This window comes from Streptomyces sp. TBY4 (genome assembly GCF_024213195.1).
GTDB lineage: Bacteria > Actinomycetota > Actinomycetes > Streptomycetales > Streptomycetaceae > Streptomyces.
On the sequence record NZ_JANAVF010000022.1, the window covers coordinates 84309 to 100636 of the forward strand.

General features: G+C 71.2%; 17 protein-coding genes. 6 read left to right on the plus strand and 11 right to left on the minus strand.

Going from position 1 to position 16328, the window contains the following annotated elements; genetic code table 11:
• Positions 1-36: 36 nt before the first annotated feature.
• The 7 genes from ccsB to hemL form a co-directional block, all read right to left on the minus strand.
• On the minus strand, positions 37-1122 hold the full coding sequence (ccsB, locus tag NLX94_RS34880; protein ID WP_254387344.1) for a c-type cytochrome biogenesis protein CcsB: 1086 nt from the start codon (positions 1120-1122) through the stop codon (positions 37-39).
• On the minus strand, positions 1122-2867 hold the full coding sequence (locus tag NLX94_RS34885) for a cytochrome c biogenesis protein ResB (RefSeq protein WP_254387296.1): 1746 nt from the start codon (positions 2865-2867) through the stop codon (positions 1122-1124). Before NLX94_RS34885 ends, ccsB begins: the two co-directional genes overlap by 1 nt.
• A 13-nt stretch (positions 2868-2880) precedes the next feature.
• Entirely contained in the window at positions 2881-3681 is an 801-nt protein-coding gene (locus NLX94_RS34890) for a cytochrome c biogenesis protein CcdA (protein WP_254387297.1), read from the minus strand.
• A 4-nt stretch (positions 3682-3685) separates the two neighbouring features.
• Entirely contained in the window at positions 3686-4321 is a 636-nt protein-coding gene (locus NLX94_RS34895) for a TlpA disulfide reductase family protein (RefSeq protein WP_254387298.1), read from the minus strand.
• A gap of 88 nt (positions 4322-4409) precedes the next feature.
• Entirely contained in the window at positions 4410-5654 is a 1245-nt protein-coding gene (locus NLX94_RS34900) for a hypothetical protein (RefSeq protein WP_254387345.1), read from the minus strand.
• Positions 5655-5830: 176 nt separating this feature from the next.
• The gene (locus tag NLX94_RS34905) at positions 5831-6523 is read right to left on the minus strand and encodes a histidine phosphatase family protein (RefSeq protein ID WP_254387299.1); all 693 of its coding nucleotides are present in this window, start codon (positions 6521-6523) and stop codon (positions 5831-5833) included.
• On the minus strand, positions 6520-7842 hold the full coding sequence (gene hemL, locus NLX94_RS34910; protein WP_254387300.1) for a glutamate-1-semialdehyde 2,1-aminomutase: 1323 nt from the start codon (positions 7840-7842) through the stop codon (positions 6520-6522). Before hemL ends, NLX94_RS34905 begins: the two co-directional genes overlap by 4 nt.
• A 292-nt stretch (positions 7843-8134) precedes the next feature.
• On the opposite strand from hemL, the gene NLX94_RS34915 reads away from it, so the two are divergent.
• Positions 8135-8572 (plus strand): hypothetical protein, encoded by a 438-nt coding sequence (locus NLX94_RS34915; RefSeq protein WP_030161262.1) that lies wholly within the window; start codon positions 8135-8137, stop codon positions 8570-8572.
• 57 nt (positions 8573-8629) lie between these two features.
• Here the strand turns inward: NLX94_RS34915 and NLX94_RS34920 are convergent, their stop codons facing one another.
• Positions 8630-9526, minus strand: a complete 897-nt coding sequence (locus tag NLX94_RS34920; RefSeq protein WP_254387346.1) for an NADP-dependent oxidoreductase — start codon at positions 9524-9526, stop codon at positions 8630-8632.
• 145 nt (positions 9527-9671) lie between these two features.
• Here NLX94_RS34920 and NLX94_RS34925 point away from each other — a divergent pair, with 145 nt between their 5' ends.
• Together NLX94_RS34925 and NLX94_RS34930 are read left to right on the plus strand one after the other, a co-directional pair.
• A complete protein-coding gene (locus NLX94_RS34925; protein WP_254387301.1) occupies positions 9672-10094 on the plus strand; it encodes a helix-turn-helix domain-containing protein in 423 nt (140 codons plus the stop codon).
• Positions 10095-10207: 113 nt separating this feature from the next.
• The gene (locus NLX94_RS34930; RefSeq protein ID WP_254387302.1) at positions 10208-10957 is read left to right on the plus strand and encodes a Mut7-C ubiquitin/RNAse domain-containing protein; all 750 of its coding nucleotides are present in this window, start codon (positions 10208-10210) and stop codon (positions 10955-10957) included.
• Positions 10958-10974: 17 nt separating this feature from the next.
• Here the strand turns inward: NLX94_RS34930 and NLX94_RS34935 are convergent, their stop codons facing one another.
• The gene (locus NLX94_RS34935; protein WP_254387303.1) at positions 10975-11478 is read right to left on the minus strand and encodes a hypothetical protein; all 504 of its coding nucleotides are present in this window, start codon (positions 11476-11478) and stop codon (positions 10975-10977) included.
• 179 nt (positions 11479-11657) lie between these two features.
• Between NLX94_RS34935 and NLX94_RS34940 the strand changes: the two genes are divergently transcribed.
• Positions 11658-12419 (plus strand): SDR family NAD(P)-dependent oxidoreductase, encoded by a 762-nt coding sequence (locus NLX94_RS34940; protein ID WP_254387304.1) that lies wholly within the window; start codon positions 11658-11660, stop codon positions 12417-12419.
• A 17-nt stretch (positions 12420-12436) separates the two neighbouring features.
• On the opposite strand, the gene NLX94_RS34945 is transcribed toward NLX94_RS34940, so the two are convergent.
• The gene (locus tag NLX94_RS34945) at positions 12437-12985 is read right to left on the minus strand and encodes a polysaccharide deacetylase family protein (protein WP_254387305.1); all 549 of its coding nucleotides are present in this window, start codon (positions 12983-12985) and stop codon (positions 12437-12439) included.
• Positions 12986-13365: 380 nt separating this feature from the next.
• On the opposite strand from NLX94_RS34945, the gene NLX94_RS34950 reads away from it, so the two are divergent.
• Positions 13366-13950 carry a Uma2 family endonuclease gene (locus NLX94_RS34950; protein ID WP_254387306.1) on the plus strand — a complete coding sequence of 195 codons (585 nt, stop codon included), beginning with the start codon at positions 13366-13368 and terminating at the stop codon, positions 13948-13950.
• Positions 13951-14018: 68 nt separating this feature from the next.
• Here the strand turns inward: NLX94_RS34950 and NLX94_RS34955 are convergent, their stop codons facing one another.
• Positions 14019-15212, minus strand: coding sequence for an RtcB family protein (locus NLX94_RS34955; protein WP_254387307.1), 1194 nt, complete (start codon positions 15210-15212; stop codon positions 14019-14021).
• A gap of 171 nt (positions 15213-15383) precedes the next feature.
• On the opposite strand from NLX94_RS34955, the gene NLX94_RS34960 reads away from it, so the two are divergent.
• The gene (locus NLX94_RS34960) at positions 15384-16262 is read left to right on the plus strand and encodes a DUF3558 domain-containing protein (RefSeq protein ID WP_254387308.1); all 879 of its coding nucleotides are present in this window, start codon (positions 15384-15386) and stop codon (positions 16260-16262) included.
• Positions 16263-16328 lie beyond the last annotated feature (66 nt).

Consider the following 16328-nt stretch of genomic DNA (forward strand, 5'->3'; position numbering starts at 1 on the left):
TTTCGGCTGCCCGGCCCCTCCGCCCGGATCTCCGGCTCAGACGCCCGCGTACGAGTGCTTGCCGCTCAGCAGGATGTTCACGCCGTAGTAGTTCCAGATCCAGCAGGCGAACGCGAAGAGCGCGAGGTACGCGGCCTTGCGGCCCTTCCAGCCGGCCGTGGCCCGCGCGTGCAGGTAGGCGGCGTACGCCACCCAGGTCACGAAGGACCAGACCTCCTTGGGGTCCCAGCCCCAGTAGCGGCCCCACGCGTCGCCGGCCCAGATCGCGCCCGCGATGATCGTGAAGGTCCACAGCGGGAAGACGGCCGCGTTGATGCGGTACGAGAACTTGTCGAGCGAGGCCGCCGACGGGAAGCGCTCCATCACCGAGGTGGCGAACTTGCCCGGCTTGCCGCCCCGCACGAGCTTGGCCTCGTAGGAGTCGCGGAAGAGGTACATGACCGCACCGGCCGCGCCGATGTAGAAGACCGCGCCGCAGATGATCGCGGTGGAGACGTGGATCACGAGCCAGTACGACTTCAGGGCGGGGACCAGCTGGTCGCTCTCGGTGTAGAGCACCGTGGTGGCGATGCCCAGGTCGAGCAGGACCGTGGTGACCAGGAACAGGCCGAGCCAGCGGACGTTCTTCTTCAGGGCGAGCAGCAGCAGGTACGTGCCGACGGCCACCGTGGAGAAGGTGATCGAGAACTCGTACATGTTGCCCCAGGGCGCCCGCTCCACCGACATCGCGCGGGCGACGACCCCGCCCACGGCGAGGAGGAACCCGAGGGTGGTCAGCGAGACCGCGATGCGCCCGTACAGGTCGCCCTGGACGGTGCCGCCGGCCGCGCCGGGGCCGTCCGGGACGTCACGGCTGCCGGCCGCGCCGCGCGTGACCACCTGGGGCTTGTCGAGCACGGCGGTGCTGCCCTTGCTCCGCACCTGGACGGCGGGGGCCGCGGCCTTGGCCCCGGCCTTGGCGGGGGTGAGCGCGGCGGCCGTACGGGCCACCTTGCTGCGGCTGCCGAAGACCCACTCGGCGATGTGGGCGAAGAAGGCGAGGGTGTAGACCGCCATGGAGGCGTAGATCAGGTTGTTGCTGAGCTGAGCCAGACTCTCGTTGGCTGCGACCGCGAGCTGCATCACGCGCGCTCCCCTTCGGCTTCTTCTTCGGCAGGTTCGGTTTCGGTATCGGGATCGGCTCCGGGCGCCGCGCCCGGAGCCCGCTCGTGGAGCGCGCCGGCCAGGACCGCCAGCTCCTCCGGGAGCTTGGCGGACTCACTGCGGCCGAGGCCCGCCATCTCCACGACGGTCGTGCCGTCCTTGCCGCGGACCGCGCGGACCCAGATCCGGCGGCGCTGGATGAAGAGCGAGCCGGCGAGTCCCGCGATGGCGGCGATGGCGCCCGCGAGCGCGAGACCGGCGCCGGGCTGGTGGGTGATCGAGAAGGTCGCCCAGCGCTCGATGCCCTCGAACTTCACGGTGCCCTGGCCGCCGGGCAGCTCCATGGTGTCGCCGACCGCCATCCGCTTCGCGAAGGGGTTGCCGCTCTCGTCCTTGAACTGCTCCATCTTGGAGGTGTTCAGCTGGTACACGTTCTGCGGCAGGCCCGAGTCCACCCCGAGGCTGCCGTGCCAGGCGTTCAGCGCGAGCCTCGGCTCATCCAGCTCGGGGAACTGCGAGAACATCGTGCCCTCGCCCTCGCCCGCGAAGCTCGGCACGAACATCGCGGCGAAGCCGAGCTGCGTCGCCTTCCCGTCCTTGTCCTTGAAGCCGTCGGTGACCTTGATCGCGCCGGTGGAGGTGAGGTTGGCGTCCTGCGGCAGCATCGGCACGGCGTCCTTGTAGACCACCTTGCCCGTGGAGTCGGTCACCGAGATGACCGGCGCGTAGCCGTGGCCGAGCAGGTAGACCTTGGAGCCGTCCACCTCCAGCGGCTTGTTGACCTGGATCTCGCGCTTCTGCGGGGCGCCGTGCGCGCCGTCGCTGAAGGTGACGTACGCCTTGAAGTCGCGCGGGGTGCCCCGCTGCGGGCCCGTGCGCTCGAAGGTCGCGTCGAACTTGTCCAGGGTGAAGGAGAAGGGCGGCAGGTCGTCGGAGTCGAAGAGCCCGCCCGACTTGAAGTCGTCGTACTGGGTGAGCGTGTTCGAGAAGCCCTTGCCGCGCAGGACGAGCTTGCCGCCCTCGGACTTGAAGTACTGGCCCCAGGCGAAGGCGATCAGCATGACGATCAGCGCCACGTGGAAGATCAGGTTCCCGGCCTCGCGGAGGTAGCCCTTCTCCGCCGAGACCGATCCCGTACCCGTGTCCGTACGGAAACGGCGGCGGCCGAGCAGGCCGCGCGCGGCGGAGAGCACCTCGTCCGGGGAGCTGTCCGTGCGCCAGGTCGTGTACGCGGGCATCCGGTCGAGCCGCTTGGGCGCGGCCGGCGGGCGGCCGGTGAGCTGGCCGACGAACTGCCAGGAGCGCGGCAGGATGCAGCCGATCAGCGAGATGAACAGCAGCAGGTAGATCGCGGAGAACCACACCGAGCTGTAGACGTCGAAGAGCTGGAGCTTCTCCGCGACGCCCACCCAGGAGGCGTGCTCCTTCTTCCAGGCGGCGACCTTCATCAGGTCGACCTGGTTCTGCGGGATCAGCGAGCCCGGGATGGAGGCCAGGGACAGCATGAAGAGCAGGATCAGCGCCACCCGCATGGAGGTGAGCTGCCGCCAGAACCAGCGGGCCCAGCCGAGCACCCCGATGCCGACAGGGCCGCCCGGGGCGTCCTCCAGGGGGGCGGTGGACAGCTGCGCGCCGGCGGCCGCCTCGGCGGAGGCTTCGGCCGAGGCCTCCGTATCGGGGGCATCGTGCGGCGCCTCGGTGGACGCCTTGTCGGTCGTACTCATGTCCGTGTAGTCCTCAGATCCCCACCGTGAAGCCGTTGGTCCAGCTCTGCATGTCGCTGACGATGCTGCTCCACATTCCTGTGACGAGCAGCAGACCGGTCAGGATCAGCATGCCGCCGCCGATCCGCATCACCCACGCGTAGTGCTTCTTCACCCATCCGAAGGCGCCGAGCGCCTTGCGGAAGGCGAGGGCGGTGACGATGAACGGCACCCCCAGCCCCAGACAGAAGACCACGGTGAGCAGCGCGCCGCGGGCGGCGGTCGCCTGTTCGATGGAGAGGGTGCCGACGGCGGCGAGGGTCGGGCCCATGCAGGGGGTCCAGCCGAGGCCGAAGAGCACGCCGAGCACGGGCGCGCCGACCAGGCCGACCGCCGGCTTCTTGTGGAAGCGGAACTCCCGCATCGTCAGGCCGGGGATCGCGCCCATGAAGAACAGGCCGAGCAGGATCACCAGCCCGCCGAGCACCTGGGAGATGACGTCCTTGTTGGCTTCCAGGGTCCGCCCGAAGAAGCCGAAGAGGGCCCCGGTCGAGGTGAACACGGCGGTGAAGCCGAGGACGAAGAGGGTCGCCCCGCCGAGCATCCGGCCGCGCCGGGCCTCGGCGAGGTCGGCTCCGCCGACGCCGGTCACGTAGGACAGGTAGCCGGGGACGAGGGGCAGGACGCAGGGCGAGAAGAAGGAGACCAGCCCGGCGAGCAGGGCGATCGGCAGGGCGATGAGCAGGCCGCCGTTGAGGACGGTCTCGTTCACGCCGGTTTCGGCGGCCAGTACGGCATCGGGGAGGCCGGAGAGCCCGGAGAGTGCGGTGACCACGAGGTCACTTCTCCAGGAGGAGCGGGTCGATCATCGAGCGCAGCTTCGCCTCGCTGAGCGCCGCCAGGGTGCGGGAGGCGATCTTGCCGTCCTTGTCGAGGACGATCGTGGAGGGGATGGCGTTCGGGTTGAGCGTGCCCTTGGGGAACCGGAGCATCAGCTTGCCGTCCGGGTCGAAGAGGCTCGGGTAGGTGATCCCGTAGGTCTCTTCGAAGGAGGCCGCGTTCTGCTTGGTGTTGTCGCGGGTGTTGATGCCGACGAAGGCGACCGGCTGCCCGGCCACCTCCATTTCCTTGGCGACCTTCGCGAAGGAAGGGGCCTCGGCCCGGCACGGCGGGCACCAGGAGCCCCAGACGTTGAGGACGACGACCTTGCCCTTGAGGGTGGTGGTGTCCAGCGTGCTGCCGTCCACCGTCTCCCCGTCGAGCTTGGGGGCGTCGACGCGGTCGGCCTTGGCGACGGTGGAGATGCCGCTGGTGCCCGTCACGTAGTTGCCGCCGGCGGAACCGGAGGATTTGCTGCCGCCGTCCTCGTCGCCGCACGCCGTGAGGGTGAGGGCGCCGGCGAGGGTCACCGCGGTCAGCAGGAGGGCGCGGCCGCTGGTCGAGCGGCTGCGGCGGGGGGCGCGGCTAAGGCTCATGTGAAAAGTTTCGCATGTGCGGTTTGCGGATCTTCCGCACCCCCCGGGGGTCTGCCAATCCGCTGGTCAGGTGCTGACCGGCGGCGGGTCAGACCGTCGCGAGGTACGTGCCCCAGCCACCGGACGGCGCCTGACCGGGGCCGAGCGTGCGGAGCTTGGCCAGCACCTTGGGGTCCTGGACGTCCAGCCAGTCGGTGAACTGCCGGAAGGATACGAGGCGTACGTCCTTTTTGTCCGCCATGCCCTTGAGGGACTCCTCGACGGCGTCCATGTAGATGCCGCCGTTCCATTCCTCGAAGTGGTTGCCGATGAACAGGGGCGCGCGGTTGGTCTCGTAGGCCCGCTTGAAGCCGCCCAGGTAGGCGGCGGTGGCCTGGGTGCGCCAGGCCGGGTAGTTGGAGGGGACTCCCCTGGTGGTGTTCTTGGACTGGTTCGCGAGGATGTTGTAGTCCATCGACAGCACCTCGAAGGAGTGCCCGGGGAACGGCAGCGACTGCAGCGGCAGGTCCCACAGGCCGCCGCGCTTGACCGGCCACTGCTGGAGGCCGCCGGGCGAGCTGGAGTCGTAGCGCCAGCCCAGCTTCTGGGCGGTCGGCAGCAGGTTGTCCTGGCCGAGCAGGCAGGGGGTGCGGGCGCCGACCAGCTCCTTGCGGTAGTCGAAGGGCAGCGGTTCGAGGTCGGTCCAGCCGGTGTTGGTGCGCCAGTTGGTGACGAAGGACACGGCCTGGTCGATCTCGCTCTGCCAGTCCTCGGGGGTCCACTTGCCGACCGAGCCGGAGCCGCCGCAGAAGTGCCCGTTGAAGTGGGTGCCTATCTCGTGGCCGTCGAGCCAGGCCTCGCGCACGTACTTGAGGGTGCTGCGGACGTTCTCGTCCTTGAGGTACCCGATGTCGGAGGCGCCGACGGGGTTCTTCGGCGGCCGGTAGAGGCCCTTCTTCGACTCGGGCAGGAGGTAGATCCCGGAGAGGAAGAAGGTCATCGCCGCGCCGTGGTCCTTGGCCAGCTTGAGGAAGCGGGGGAAGAGGCCGTTGCCGATCTCCCCCGCGCCGTCCCAGCTGAACACCACGAACTGCGGCGGAGTCTCACCCGGCTGGAGGGGTACGGGGGCGGCCGGCTGGTGCGGCTGCGGCCCGGTGTCGGCGGTGGATCCGTCACCGATGGACTTGACCGCCGGGGCGCCCGGCGCGTCGGGCTGCGGGGCCCCGCCCGACGGGTTGACCGGCCCGGAGTTCCCCGCGTCGGACGGCCCGCCGACACTGCAGCCGGCCATGCCGGCCGCGGCGGCGGCCCCAAGTCCGAGTCCGAGCACTCCTCTTCGGCTGAAACCGCGCATATCGCTCATGAAATGTCATACAAACGGACATTTCTACGCACCTGCGCAGCGACACGCCGGCGGGGCTATCGATAGCCCCGCCGGCGCTTGAGGCGCGGGGTCCGGGGCGGAGCCCCGGGGAACGGACGAAGGGCGGGTAGGGGACTCCGCCCCCTCCCGCCCCGCCCGGCCCGGGCTTACGCGCCGAAGGCCTTCGACTTGCCCTTCACCGGCTTCGCCCCTGCGAGGAGGTGCGCGGGGACCAGGTCCCGGGCCGGCTCGCTGTAGCCCACCGACACCAGCGCGTCGCCCTGGTACGTGAACGAGGTCAGCGAGGCCAGCGTGCACTGGCGGCGGCGCGGGTCGTGCCACAGCCGCCGCTTCTCCGCGAAGCTCCGCACGATCCAGATCGGCAGCTGGTGGCTGACCGCCACCGCCTCGTGCCCGCGGGCCGCGTCCCGCGCGGTCTCGATCGCGCTCATCATCCGCACGACCTGCTCGACGTACGGCTCGCCCCAGGACGGCTTGAACGGGTTCGTCAGGTGCTTCCAGTTCTCCGGCCTGCGCAGCGCGCCGTCACCGACCCCGAAGGTCTTGCCCTCGAAGACGTTGCCCGCCTCGATCAGGCGGCCGTCGGTCGCCAGCTCCAGACCGTGCGACTTGGCGATCGGCGCCGCCGTCTCCTGGGCCCGCTCCAGCGGGGAGGCCACGACGTACGTCACGTCCCGGTTGTCCAGGTGCTCCGCGACCCGGTCCGCCATCTTCCGGCCCAGCTCGGAGAGGTGGTAACCGTCGCGGCGCCCGTAGAGGACCCCGTCCGGGTTGTGCACCTCGCCGTGGCGGACCACGTGGACGACGGTGATCTCCTTGCCACCGGCCACGGCGCTCATGCGGTGGCCTCCGCGGCGGCCCGGGCGGCGGCCGGCAGGGCGGCCGCGATGCGCTCGATCGCCTTCTCGTCGTGCGAGGTGGACACGAACCACGACTCGAACGCCGAGGGCGGCAGGTAGACGCCCTGCGCCAGCATCGAGTGGAAGAAGCCGTTGAAGCGGAAGGCCTCCTGCTTCTTCGCGTCGTCGTAGTTGCGCACCTCGTCCTCGGTGAAGAACACCGAGAACATGTTGGAGGCGGTCTGCAGCCGGTGCGCCACGCCCTCCTTGGTGAGCGCCTCGGTCACCAGCCCCTGGATCTCGCGCGACACCGCGTCGACCTTCTCGTACGCCGCCCCGTCCAGCAGCCGCAGCTGCGCCAGACCGGCGGCCGTCGCGATCGGGTTACCGGAGAGCGTGCCCGCCTGGTAGACGGGACCCGCGGGCGCCAGGTGGCCCATGACGTCCGCCCGGCCGCCGAACGCCGCCGCCGGGAAGCCGCCGCCCATGACCTTGCCGAAGGTCATCAGGTCGGGCTTGACCCCGTCCACGCCGTACCAGCCGGCGCGCGAGGTACGGAAACCCGTCATGACCTCGTCGGAGATGTACAGGGCGCCGTTCGCCCGGCACAGGTCGGCGAGCCCCTGGTTGAAGCCCTCCCCCGGGGGCACGACGCCCATGTTGCCGGGCGCGGCCTCGGTGATCACGCAGGCGATCTCGCCGGGGTGCGCGGCGAACGCCGCCCGTACCGCCTCGAGGTCGTTGTAGGGGAGCACGATCGTGTCCCCGGCCTGCGCGCCGGTCACCCCGGGGGTGTCCGGCAGCGCGAAGGTCGCGAGACCGGAGCCGGCGGCGGCCAGCAGCGAGTCCACGTGGCCGTGGTAGCAGCCGGCGAACTTCACGATCTTGGCGCGGCCGGTGAACCCGCGGGCGAGGCGGATCGCGGACATGGTCGCCTCGGTGCCCGAGGACACCAGGCGGACCTGCTCCACGGGCTCGATCCGCGCGACGATCTCCTCGGCGAGCGCGACCTCCCCCTCACCGGGGGTACCGAAGGAGGTGCCGCGGGCGACGGCGGCCTGGATGGCCTCCACCACGGCCGGGTGGGCGTGGCCGAGAATCATCGGCCCCCACGAGCAGACCAGGTCGACGTACTCGCGCCCGTCGGCATCGGTCAGGTACGGACCGGTACCGGACACCATGAACCTGGGCGTTCCGCCCACGGCGCGGAAGGCGCGCACGGGGGAGTTCACGCCGCCAGGCGTCACGAGGGACGCGCGGTCAAAGAGAGTCTGCGAGACTTTGGCTTCATACGGGTACGGGTAGCTCACACCAGCCATGGTCTCAGAGGCCGCGACTGACTTGCGGACGGGCGTTTCACCGCGCCGCCCCGGGGGAGGTCACTGCCATGATGATCAGGCTGCGTGGCGGGGGCCGCGGGGCCGGGGCAGGCAAGACCAGTCGGGTGGAGATATGCAACGCGGTGGTGGACCGGGCGAGGGCACGGACGACCTCGACCCGCAGCGCGCCCGCGAACGTCGCCGCGGCAAGCACCGCCGGCGCGCCACGGACGCGGCGGAACACGTACCGGGCCCCGCGCAGGACCCCGACGGCCTCCCCAGAGGGCGCGGCATGGGCGTGACGTACAAGTACTTCGGCGCCCCCGACGGGGCCACCGCCGCGCGCGTCCCGGTGACGATGCGGCCGGAGGAGCTGGGCGGCGACGAGCTCGGCATGGGCGGCCTGTTCACCAAGATCAAGCCAGAAACGGTCGCCGCGATGGTCCTGACCGGCATCGAGGGCATACCCCTGCACAAGGTGCCCCCGCTGGAACTGGTCGTCCTCCACCCCGACTACGCCGTCGTGAAGCTCCCGATGACGGTCGTCGACCCGCTGCGCGGCATCGGCGAGGAATCGGTCGGCGCCGCCGCCTTCATCTGGTCCACGGTCCCCGACCGCGGCGGCCCCCGCGACGCCTTCAACGTCTACCAGCTCCTCCACGAATGGCAGGACTTCAGCCACCGCCTCCACGAGGCGGGGCACCAGCCGTACTGCCTGGTCTGGCCGTAGCCCCCGGGACACGGGGCGGCGGCTCAGGCCGCCCGGTTCCTCAGGCCGCCCGGCTGCTCAGGCCGTCAGGACGATGCGGCCGCGCGTGCCCGGGTCCGCGAGGTGGGCGTGGGCCTTGGGGGCCTCCGCCAGCGGGAAGGTCCGCGCCACCCTGAGCGTCAGCTCCCCCGCGTCGACCAGCGCCACCAGCCGGGCCAGGTGGGCGCCGTCCGCCGCGACCTCCTGCTCCACCACCCGCACGCCACGCTCCGCCGCCGGGGCCGCGCCGGGGATCAGGCCGACGTAGGCACCGCCGTCGCGGACGAGGGCCAGCGCCGGCCCGCCGAGGACCGCCGTGTCCACGACCCCGTCCACGGGCCCGGCCGGGGCGGAGCCGCGCGGGACGAAGTGGGCCGCGCCCAGCGACCGTACGAGCTCCTCGTCCCCGGCGCCCGCCAGGGCCGTCACCACGTAGCCGGCCCGCGCCGCCAGCTGGACCGCGAGCCCGCCGACCATCCCCGCGGCGCCGGTGACCAGGACCGAAGCCCCCGGAGCCAGCTCCAGCAGGTCCACCGACCGGGCTGCGGTCAGGCCGCTCAGCGGCAGCGCGGCGGCCGTCACCGGATCCACCGCGACCGGGGCCGGCGCCAGGGCCGACGCGTCGAGCACCACGTACTCCGCGTGCGTACCGAGCGGCTTGACCGTCCCGTAGTGCAGACCGACCACCGCGTCCCCGATCGCCCGGCCGCTCACGCCCGCGCCGAGCCCGTCTATCTCGCCCGCCACGTCCCACCCGAAGCCGAGCCGCTGCCCCTCGCCGCCGAAGACCCCGGCCCGCACCGCGCCGTCGACCGGGTTCAGGCCGGCCGCCCTGACCCGTACCCGGACCTGCCCGGCACCCGGGGCCGGGACGGGCACCCGTACGACCTCCACCTGCTCGGGGCCGCCGAATCCCTCGGCCACTGCCGCCCACATCGTCGTCAGACCGGTGCTGCTCATCGTCATCGCCTCTTCCTCAGGTTCGTTCCGGCGTTCCCGGTGAGAACTAACCTAGGGAGAGCTACTATCCATTCGTAAGTAGGCACCTCGAAGTGCGTCACCTACCCGGAAGTGAGGCACCATGCCCACCCGTACCGCCGAGGCCCGCCGCGAAGAGGACCGCGCCGCCTACGACGCCTTCCTCAAGGAATGCCCCACCAGCCGGCTCCTGGCCCGCATCAGCGACAAGTGGGTCAGCCTCATCGTCAGCGCGCTCACCCAGGCCGAGGGCCGGACCATGCGCTACAGCGAGCTCGGCCGCAAGATCCCCGGCGTCAGCCAGAAGATGCTGACCCAGACCCTGCGCTCCCTGGAGCGCGACGGCCTCGTCGCCCGCACCGTCACGCCCACCGTCCCCGTCCGCGTCGACTACCGGCTCACCGATCTCGGCAGCAGCCTCGGCCTCCTGCTCGGCTCCGTGAAGGACTGGGCCGAGCACCACTTCGACGAGGTCGACGCCCACCGCCGACTGCACGACGCGGCGGCAGCGGACCCGGACGCGTAAGCCTCCGGCGGTACGGGCCCGGGCGCGGGCGGCCCCGCGCGAGGCGGACGGGCCGCCTGCTGCCCCGCGTAAATCCACCGCCGCGCCCCGCCCCGCGATGGCATGCTGGCCCCGTGAACGGACCCGGCATTCAGCTCACCCTCGCCCCCGAACTGCACGTGTTCGCCGCGCCCGCGCGCCGCGGCACGCGCGTGCCGACCACGACCGACGGCGTCTCCAGCCTCGGCCACGTCGTCGAGTCGGCCGGCATCCCGCTCACCGAAGTCGGCCGCATCCTCGTCGACGGCGCCGAAACCCCCCTCGCGCACGTGCCCCGGGCCGGCGAATCAGTCGAGGTCTTCGCCGTGGACCGCCCGCAGCAGCTCCCCGGCGTCCCCGGGACCATCCCGCTGCGCTTCCTCCTCGACGTCCACCTCGGCACCCTCGCCCGCCGCCTGCGCCTGCTCGGCGTGGACGCCGCGTACGAGAACGAGGACCCCGGCGACCCGGCCCTGGCCACCCGCTCCGCCGCCGAGCAGCGCGTCCTGCTCTCCCGCGACCGCGGACTGCTGCGCCGCCGCGAGCTGTTCGCCGGCGCGTACGTCTACAGCGACAACCCCGACGAGCAGGTGCGCGACATCCTGGGCCGGTTCGCCCCGGTCCTCGCACCGTGGACCCGCTGCACCGCCTGCAACGGCACCCTGCGCGAGGCCGACAAGGACAGCGTCGGCGACCGGCTGGAGAGCGGCACGCAGCGCACGTACGACGTCTTCGCCCAGTGCGCCGACTGCGAGCGGGTCTACTGGCGCGGCGCCCACCACGCCCGGCTGGAGCGCATCGTCGACGAGGCCCTGGCCGAATTCGGCGGGGTCGGCACCCCGTAGAGGCGGATGCCGCCGTCTCAGAACGCGTACGTGTCCCCCGTGTCCAGGGCGAGCACCACGTGATCGTTGTTGGCGTGGTTCCGGTCGGTCGCGCCGCCGTTCCACCAGGTGTCGACCCGCACCACGACCTCGGCGACCGGCTCCTTGAGCTGCAGTGCCAGCCCGATGTGCCGCCCCCGCCCGTGCAGCGGCAGCTCCCCGGTCTCGCACACCACCTCGCGCCGCCCGGCCCGCGCGCAGCCCTCCGCCAGCTCCTGCCGGTCCGCGAGATCGGCCGACAGCCGCAGCCGCACGGTCGCGTTCGCCAGGGCGGACGGACCCTCGTTCTCCGGGACCAGCAGGATCCGCAGCCGGCCCGCGGTCAGGGCGACCCGCCCGTGATAGGCCACATCGGCCTCGGCCTCGGGCCCGCCCCCGGCGCGGGCGCTGCCCACACCGCTCCCCAGCCCTCCGAGCAGCACCAGCAGCCCGGCCATCACCACACTCCGTACGGCACCTCTGCGCACCGCGACCACCTCCACGCGCGGACGCTAGCCCTCCCGCCCGTCCGATGGTCGGACCATCACACGAACGTGGGCGCGCCCCCTCCCCCGCCCGCGCATCCGCCCGCCCTCTCACCCGGTGACCTGCGCCGCGACCCGCCTATGCTGGCCGGTACCGACCCGTACACACGCACGAGACACACGCACGAGGAGCCAGCATGAGCACGGCCACCCGAACCGCCGTAGTCACCGGCGCGAGCAGCGGCATCGGCGCGGCCACCGCCCGGCAGCTCGCCGCGGCCGGCTACCACGTCGTCCTCACCGCCCGCCGCAAGGACCGCATCGAGGCCCTCGCCGCCGAGATCACGGCCGCCGGCCACTCCGCCGCCGCCCACGCCCTCGACGTCACCGACCGCACCGCCGTCGACGCCCTCGCCGCCTCCCTCGAACGCTGCGACGTGCTGATCAACAACGCCGGCGGCGCCATCGGAGCCGACCCCGTCGCCACCGGCGACCCCGCCGACTGGCGCACGATGTACGAGGTCAACGTCATCGGCACGCTCAACGTCACCCAGGCCCTGCTCCCGGCCCTGACCGCCTCCGGCGACGGCACGGTGGTCGTCCTCTCCTCCACCGCCGGCCACGCCACGTACGAGGGCGGCGCCGGCTACGTGGCCGCCAAGAACGGCGCCCGCGTCCTCGCCGAGACCCTCCGCCTGGAGATCGTCGGCCAGCCCGTCCGCGTCATCGAGATCGCCCCGGGCCTGGTCAAGACCGAGGAGTTCGCGAAGACCCGCTTCCGCGGCGACACGGAGCGGGCGGAGAAGGTCTACGCCGGCGTGGCCGAGCCCCTCTCCGCCGACGACGTGGCCGACACCATCACCTGGGCGGTGACCCGTCCCAGCCACGTCAACATCGACCTCCTGGTGGTCCGCCCCCGCGCCCAGGCCTCGAACACGAAGCTCCACCGCGAGCTGTAACCCCCAGGCGGACCGGGCTACTTCACCAACCCGGCACTCCTCAGGTGCGGCATCAGGGCCGCCGGCTTCAGCCCGGCGGCCTTCGCCGCGTCCAGGGCCCGCTTCAGGTCCGCGCCGAGCGTCGGCGTGAAGTGCAGCAGCACGATGTCCCCGGCCTGCAGCTGCGGCGTGGCCGGCGTCTCGCCCCAGGTCGTGAAGTCGTGCGTCCAGGTGATCAGCGCCTTGACCCCGCACGCCTTGGCGGCCAGCCGCACGTCGTCGTTGACGGCCCCGTACGGCGGCCGCAGCAGCTTCGGCTCCCGCCCGAAGGTCGCGGCGATCTGCTCCCCGGCCCCGCACACCTCGGCATCCTTCCCGGCGGCGTCGAGCGCCGTCAGATCAGGATGATTGACGGTGTGGTTCTCCACGCTCACCGCCCGCCCCTGCTCGACGAGCCCGGTGAAGTACTGGGTGTCGTACGAGGTGGCCCCCGGCAGCAGGAACAGCGAAGCGGGCACCCGCTGCTCGACCAGCGTCTGCGCGACAGCGGGTTCATGCGCCCACCCGTCATCAATCGTGATGAACACGACCTTCTCCGAGGTGGGCACCCGCGACACGACGGGCGGCAGCCCAACCCCCCGCGAAGCGGCGGCAGCAGCAGCCGGAGCAGCAGCCTCCCCGCCCCCCACCGCCCCAGCGGCCTGAGCCCCACCCACGGTCAGCGACAACGCAGCAAACGCGGCAAGCACCGCACGAGATCTCCACATGCGGCACACCTTGGTCTAGACCAACTCCCCCCGTCAATCCCCCAACACCCACTTCCTCCACCCGAAACCCCCCAACTCCAAGGGGAGTTGGGGATTCCGATGCTCCGGCGCGCCGGATATCCCCGTACGGGTGAAGTCGAGCGAAATGTCGATGGGCGCGGCTACGCTCCGAAAGTGTGAGCCGCGAGAAGGAGGAAGCCATGGCCGTGACACAGCACGAGACCACGATCGCGGAAGCCGCCGATCGTCTCTCCAAGGAGCTTCCCGGGCACCGAGTGGAGATTCTCCAGGGGAGGCTCACCGTGACACCACCCGCGGACGGGTCGCACGCACTGTCGCTGAGCTGGCTCATCGAGAGGTTCTACGATGCCGGGGCCAAAGGGGCGGGCCTGCGGTACGTCCAGGGCATCGGCCTGTGGCTGCCGACCGGCGCCGACGACTACGCCATCCCCGACTTCGCCCTCGTCGAGGCGGACTTCAGACAGCACAAGGTCCAGAAGGCCTGCTATGCGGCGGACGTCTTCCGGCTGGTCGTCGAGGTCACCTCGTCGAACTGGTCGGACGACATCGGCGTCAAGGTCGACAGCTACGCGAAGGCCGACATCCCCGTGTACGTCATCGCCGACCGCCACCACGACGAGGCCATCCTCTGCAGCGACCCCCGCAACGGAACGTACCGCCTGCGCCAGACCTTCAAGCGGGGCACCTCCATCCCACTGCCCCCGTCCATCGGGGTGGACGTGGAACTCCCGGTGGACCTCCTCCTCGACGGCGACGAGGCCTGACGCACGACGGCGGGCCCGGACCGTCCCCCGGTCCGGGCCCGCCGTTCCCCCACATCCACGCCCGGGCCTCAGCCCTTGACGCAGATGACCTGCTTCAGCTTCGCGACGACCTTCACCAGGTCGGTCTGCTGGTCGATGACCTGCTCGATCGACTTGTAGGCGCCCGGGATCTCGTCCACGACGCCCGAGTCCTTGCGGCACTCCACGCCCTTGGTCTGCTCCGCCAGGTCGCGCGCCGAGAACCGCTTCTTCGCCGCCGTCCTGCTCATCTTCCGGCCCGCGCCGTGCGAGGCCGAGTTGAAGGACTTCTCGTTGCCGAGGCCCTTCACGATGTACGAACCCGTACCCATGGAGCCCGGGATGATCCCGTAGTCACCGCTGCCGGCGCGGATCGCGCCCTTTCGCGTGACCAGCAGGTCCATACCGTCGTACCGCTCCTCCGCCACGTAGTTGTGGTGGCAGCTGATCTCCTGCTCGAAGGAGACCTTCGCCTTGCGGAACTCCTTGCGGATTACTTCCTTGAACAGGCTCATCATTGCGGCGCGGTTGAACTTCGCGTACTCCTGCGCCCAGAACAGGTCGTTGCGGTAGTCCCGCATCTCCGGGGTCGCCGCGAGGAACACCGCGAGGTCCCGGTCGACCAGGCCCTGGTTGTGCGAGAGCCCGCGGGCCACGTTGATGTGGAAGTCCGCCAGCTCGTTGCCGATGTTCCTGGAGCCGGAGTGCAGCATCAGCCAGACCGAACCCGACTCATCGAGACAGAATTCGATGAAATGGTTTCCGGATCCGAGCGTTCCGATCTGCTTCGAAGCACGTTCGCGCCTGAATTTGACCGCATCACTGATGTAGTCGAACCGCTTCCACAGATCCTCGTACCCCTCCACCGAGAACCCGTACAGCCGCCCCGGATCCACCGCCTCCCGGTGCATCCCCGCCCCCACCGGGATCGCCCTCTCGATCTGCGAGCGCAGGCCCGACAGGTCGCCCGGGAGGTCGTTCGCGGTCAGGGAGGTCTTCACCGCCGACATGCCGCAGCCGATGTCCACGCCGACCGCCGCCGGGCAGACCGCGTCCTTCATGGCGATGACCGAGCCGACCGTCGCGCCCTTGCCGTAGTGCACGTCCGGCATGACGGCGAGGCCCTTGATCCAGGGAAGGCCGGCGGTGTTCTGGAGTTGGCGCATCGCGCTGTCCTCGACCGACGCCGGGTCGGTCCACATCCGGATCGGGACCTTCGCCCCGGGCACCTCTACATACGACATTTTGGCCTCAACACCCCGTTAACCGCAGAAAAGTCTCCATACGCAAAAAGCCTCGCTCATGGCCTCAAATGCGACATGAGACCGGCGCCGGCACCAGCGTGTGCGATAGACATTGTGTCCATCCGCGCCCCAGCCGCGGCAACGCATTTTCCCGAAGGGAGCCGGTGGAACGTGCAGCGCAAGACGGTACGTGGAGTGCGTGGAGTCCTGCCCGGTGCCGCGATGCTCACCGTCCTCACGGCGGGCCTCACCGCGTGCACCGACGGCGGCAGCGGAATCGGAACGAAGAGCGACTCGAAGGCCGGCACGAATTCCGGTGCGGTCGCCCAGCCCGGCAAGTACCGCAGTCTTCCCATGCCCTGCAAGGCTGCCGACGCCAAGAAGATCAAGGCGATGCTCCCGGCCGCCGAGGGCCTCGCGCCCGAGGCCCTCGAAGCCCTCTACGCCGGGGTCGCGGACGCCTCGTACGACGCGGACCGGCGCGTCGCCTGCCGCTGGACCGCGCAGACGCCGACCGAGACCCGGCTGCTGTCGGTGGACTTCGAGCGCGTGGTCTCGTACGACCGGGCCACCACCAGCGACGACGACAAGGCGCGGCAGGTCTACGGCCGTCGGCTCACCGCCGTCAACCTGACCGCCCCCGGCCCCTCGGCGAGCCCGAGTACGAGTACGGGTACGAGCCCGGGTGCGACGCCCTCCGGGTCCGGGGCGCCCGCGCCCGGAGGTTCCGCGAGCACCGGCGCGAGTACGGGTACGAGCCCCGACCCCGCCGCCAGTGCGAGCGGCACCCCCGCCACCCCGCCCGAGCTCGGCTCCCGCCTCCTCGACGGGCTCGGGAACGAGGCCTTCGTCGAGGACAAGCTCGCCGCGGCCGGCGCCTCCGCCACCCAGGCGCGCACCGTCCGCATTGTGTTCCGTACCTCGAATGTCATCGTCACCGTCGAGTACAACGTCCAGCCCGCGCTCCCCGGAACGGTCCCGCCCAGCGGTGAAACCCAGGACAGGGCAAGGCAGTTGGCGCAGGCTCTGGTGGATCGCTTCGACGACTGACCGGACCGGGCCCAGGGGGGCGCGCGGGCCCGCCGTGACGGCGCGCACAGCAGCCGGGCGCCGGGT

Bases quoted from the DNA above. Each gene is read 5' to 3' on its own strand.
- ccsB (WP_254387344.1), bottom strand. From the start codon at position 1,122: ATGCAGCTCGCGGTCGCAGCCAACGAGAGTCTGGCTCAGCTCAGCAAC.
- NLX94_RS34885 (WP_254387296.1), bottom strand. From the start codon at position 2,867: ATGAGTACGACCGACAAGGCGTCCACCGAGGCGCCGCACGATGCCCCC.
- NLX94_RS34895 (WP_254387298.1), bottom strand. From the start codon at position 4,321: ATGAGCCTTAGCCGCGCCCCCCGCCGCAGCCGCTCGACCAGCGGCCGC.
- NLX94_RS34900 (WP_254387345.1), bottom strand. From the start codon at position 5,654: ATGCGCGGTTTCAGCCGAAGAGGAGTGCTCGGACTCGGACTTGGGGCC.
- NLX94_RS34905 (WP_254387299.1), bottom strand. From the start codon at position 6,523: ATGAGCGCCGTGGCCGGTGGCAAGGAGATCACCGTCGTCCACGTGGTC.
- hemL (WP_254387300.1), bottom strand. From the start codon at position 7,842: ATGGCTGGTGTGAGCTACCCGTACCCGTATGAAGCCAAAGTCTCGCAG.
- NLX94_RS34915 (WP_030161262.1), top strand. From the start codon at position 8,135: ATGGGCGTGACGTACAAGTACTTCGGCGCCCCCGACGGGGCCACCGCC.
- NLX94_RS34920 (WP_254387346.1), bottom strand. From the start codon at position 9,526: ATGTGGGCGGCAGTGGCCGAGGGATTCGGCGGCCCCGAGCAGGTGGAG.
- NLX94_RS34925 (WP_254387301.1), top strand. From the start codon at position 9,672: ATGCCCACCCGTACCGCCGAGGCCCGCCGCGAAGAGGACCGCGCCGCC.
- NLX94_RS34940 (WP_254387304.1), top strand. From the start codon at position 11,658: ATGAGCACGGCCACCCGAACCGCCGTAGTCACCGGCGCGAGCAGCGGC.
- NLX94_RS34950 (WP_254387306.1), top strand. From the start codon at position 13,366: ATGGCCGTGACACAGCACGAGACCACGATCGCGGAAGCCGCCGATCGT.
- NLX94_RS34955 (WP_254387307.1), bottom strand. From the start codon at position 15,212: ATGTCGTATGTAGAGGTGCCCGGGGCGAAGGTCCCGATCCGGATGTGG.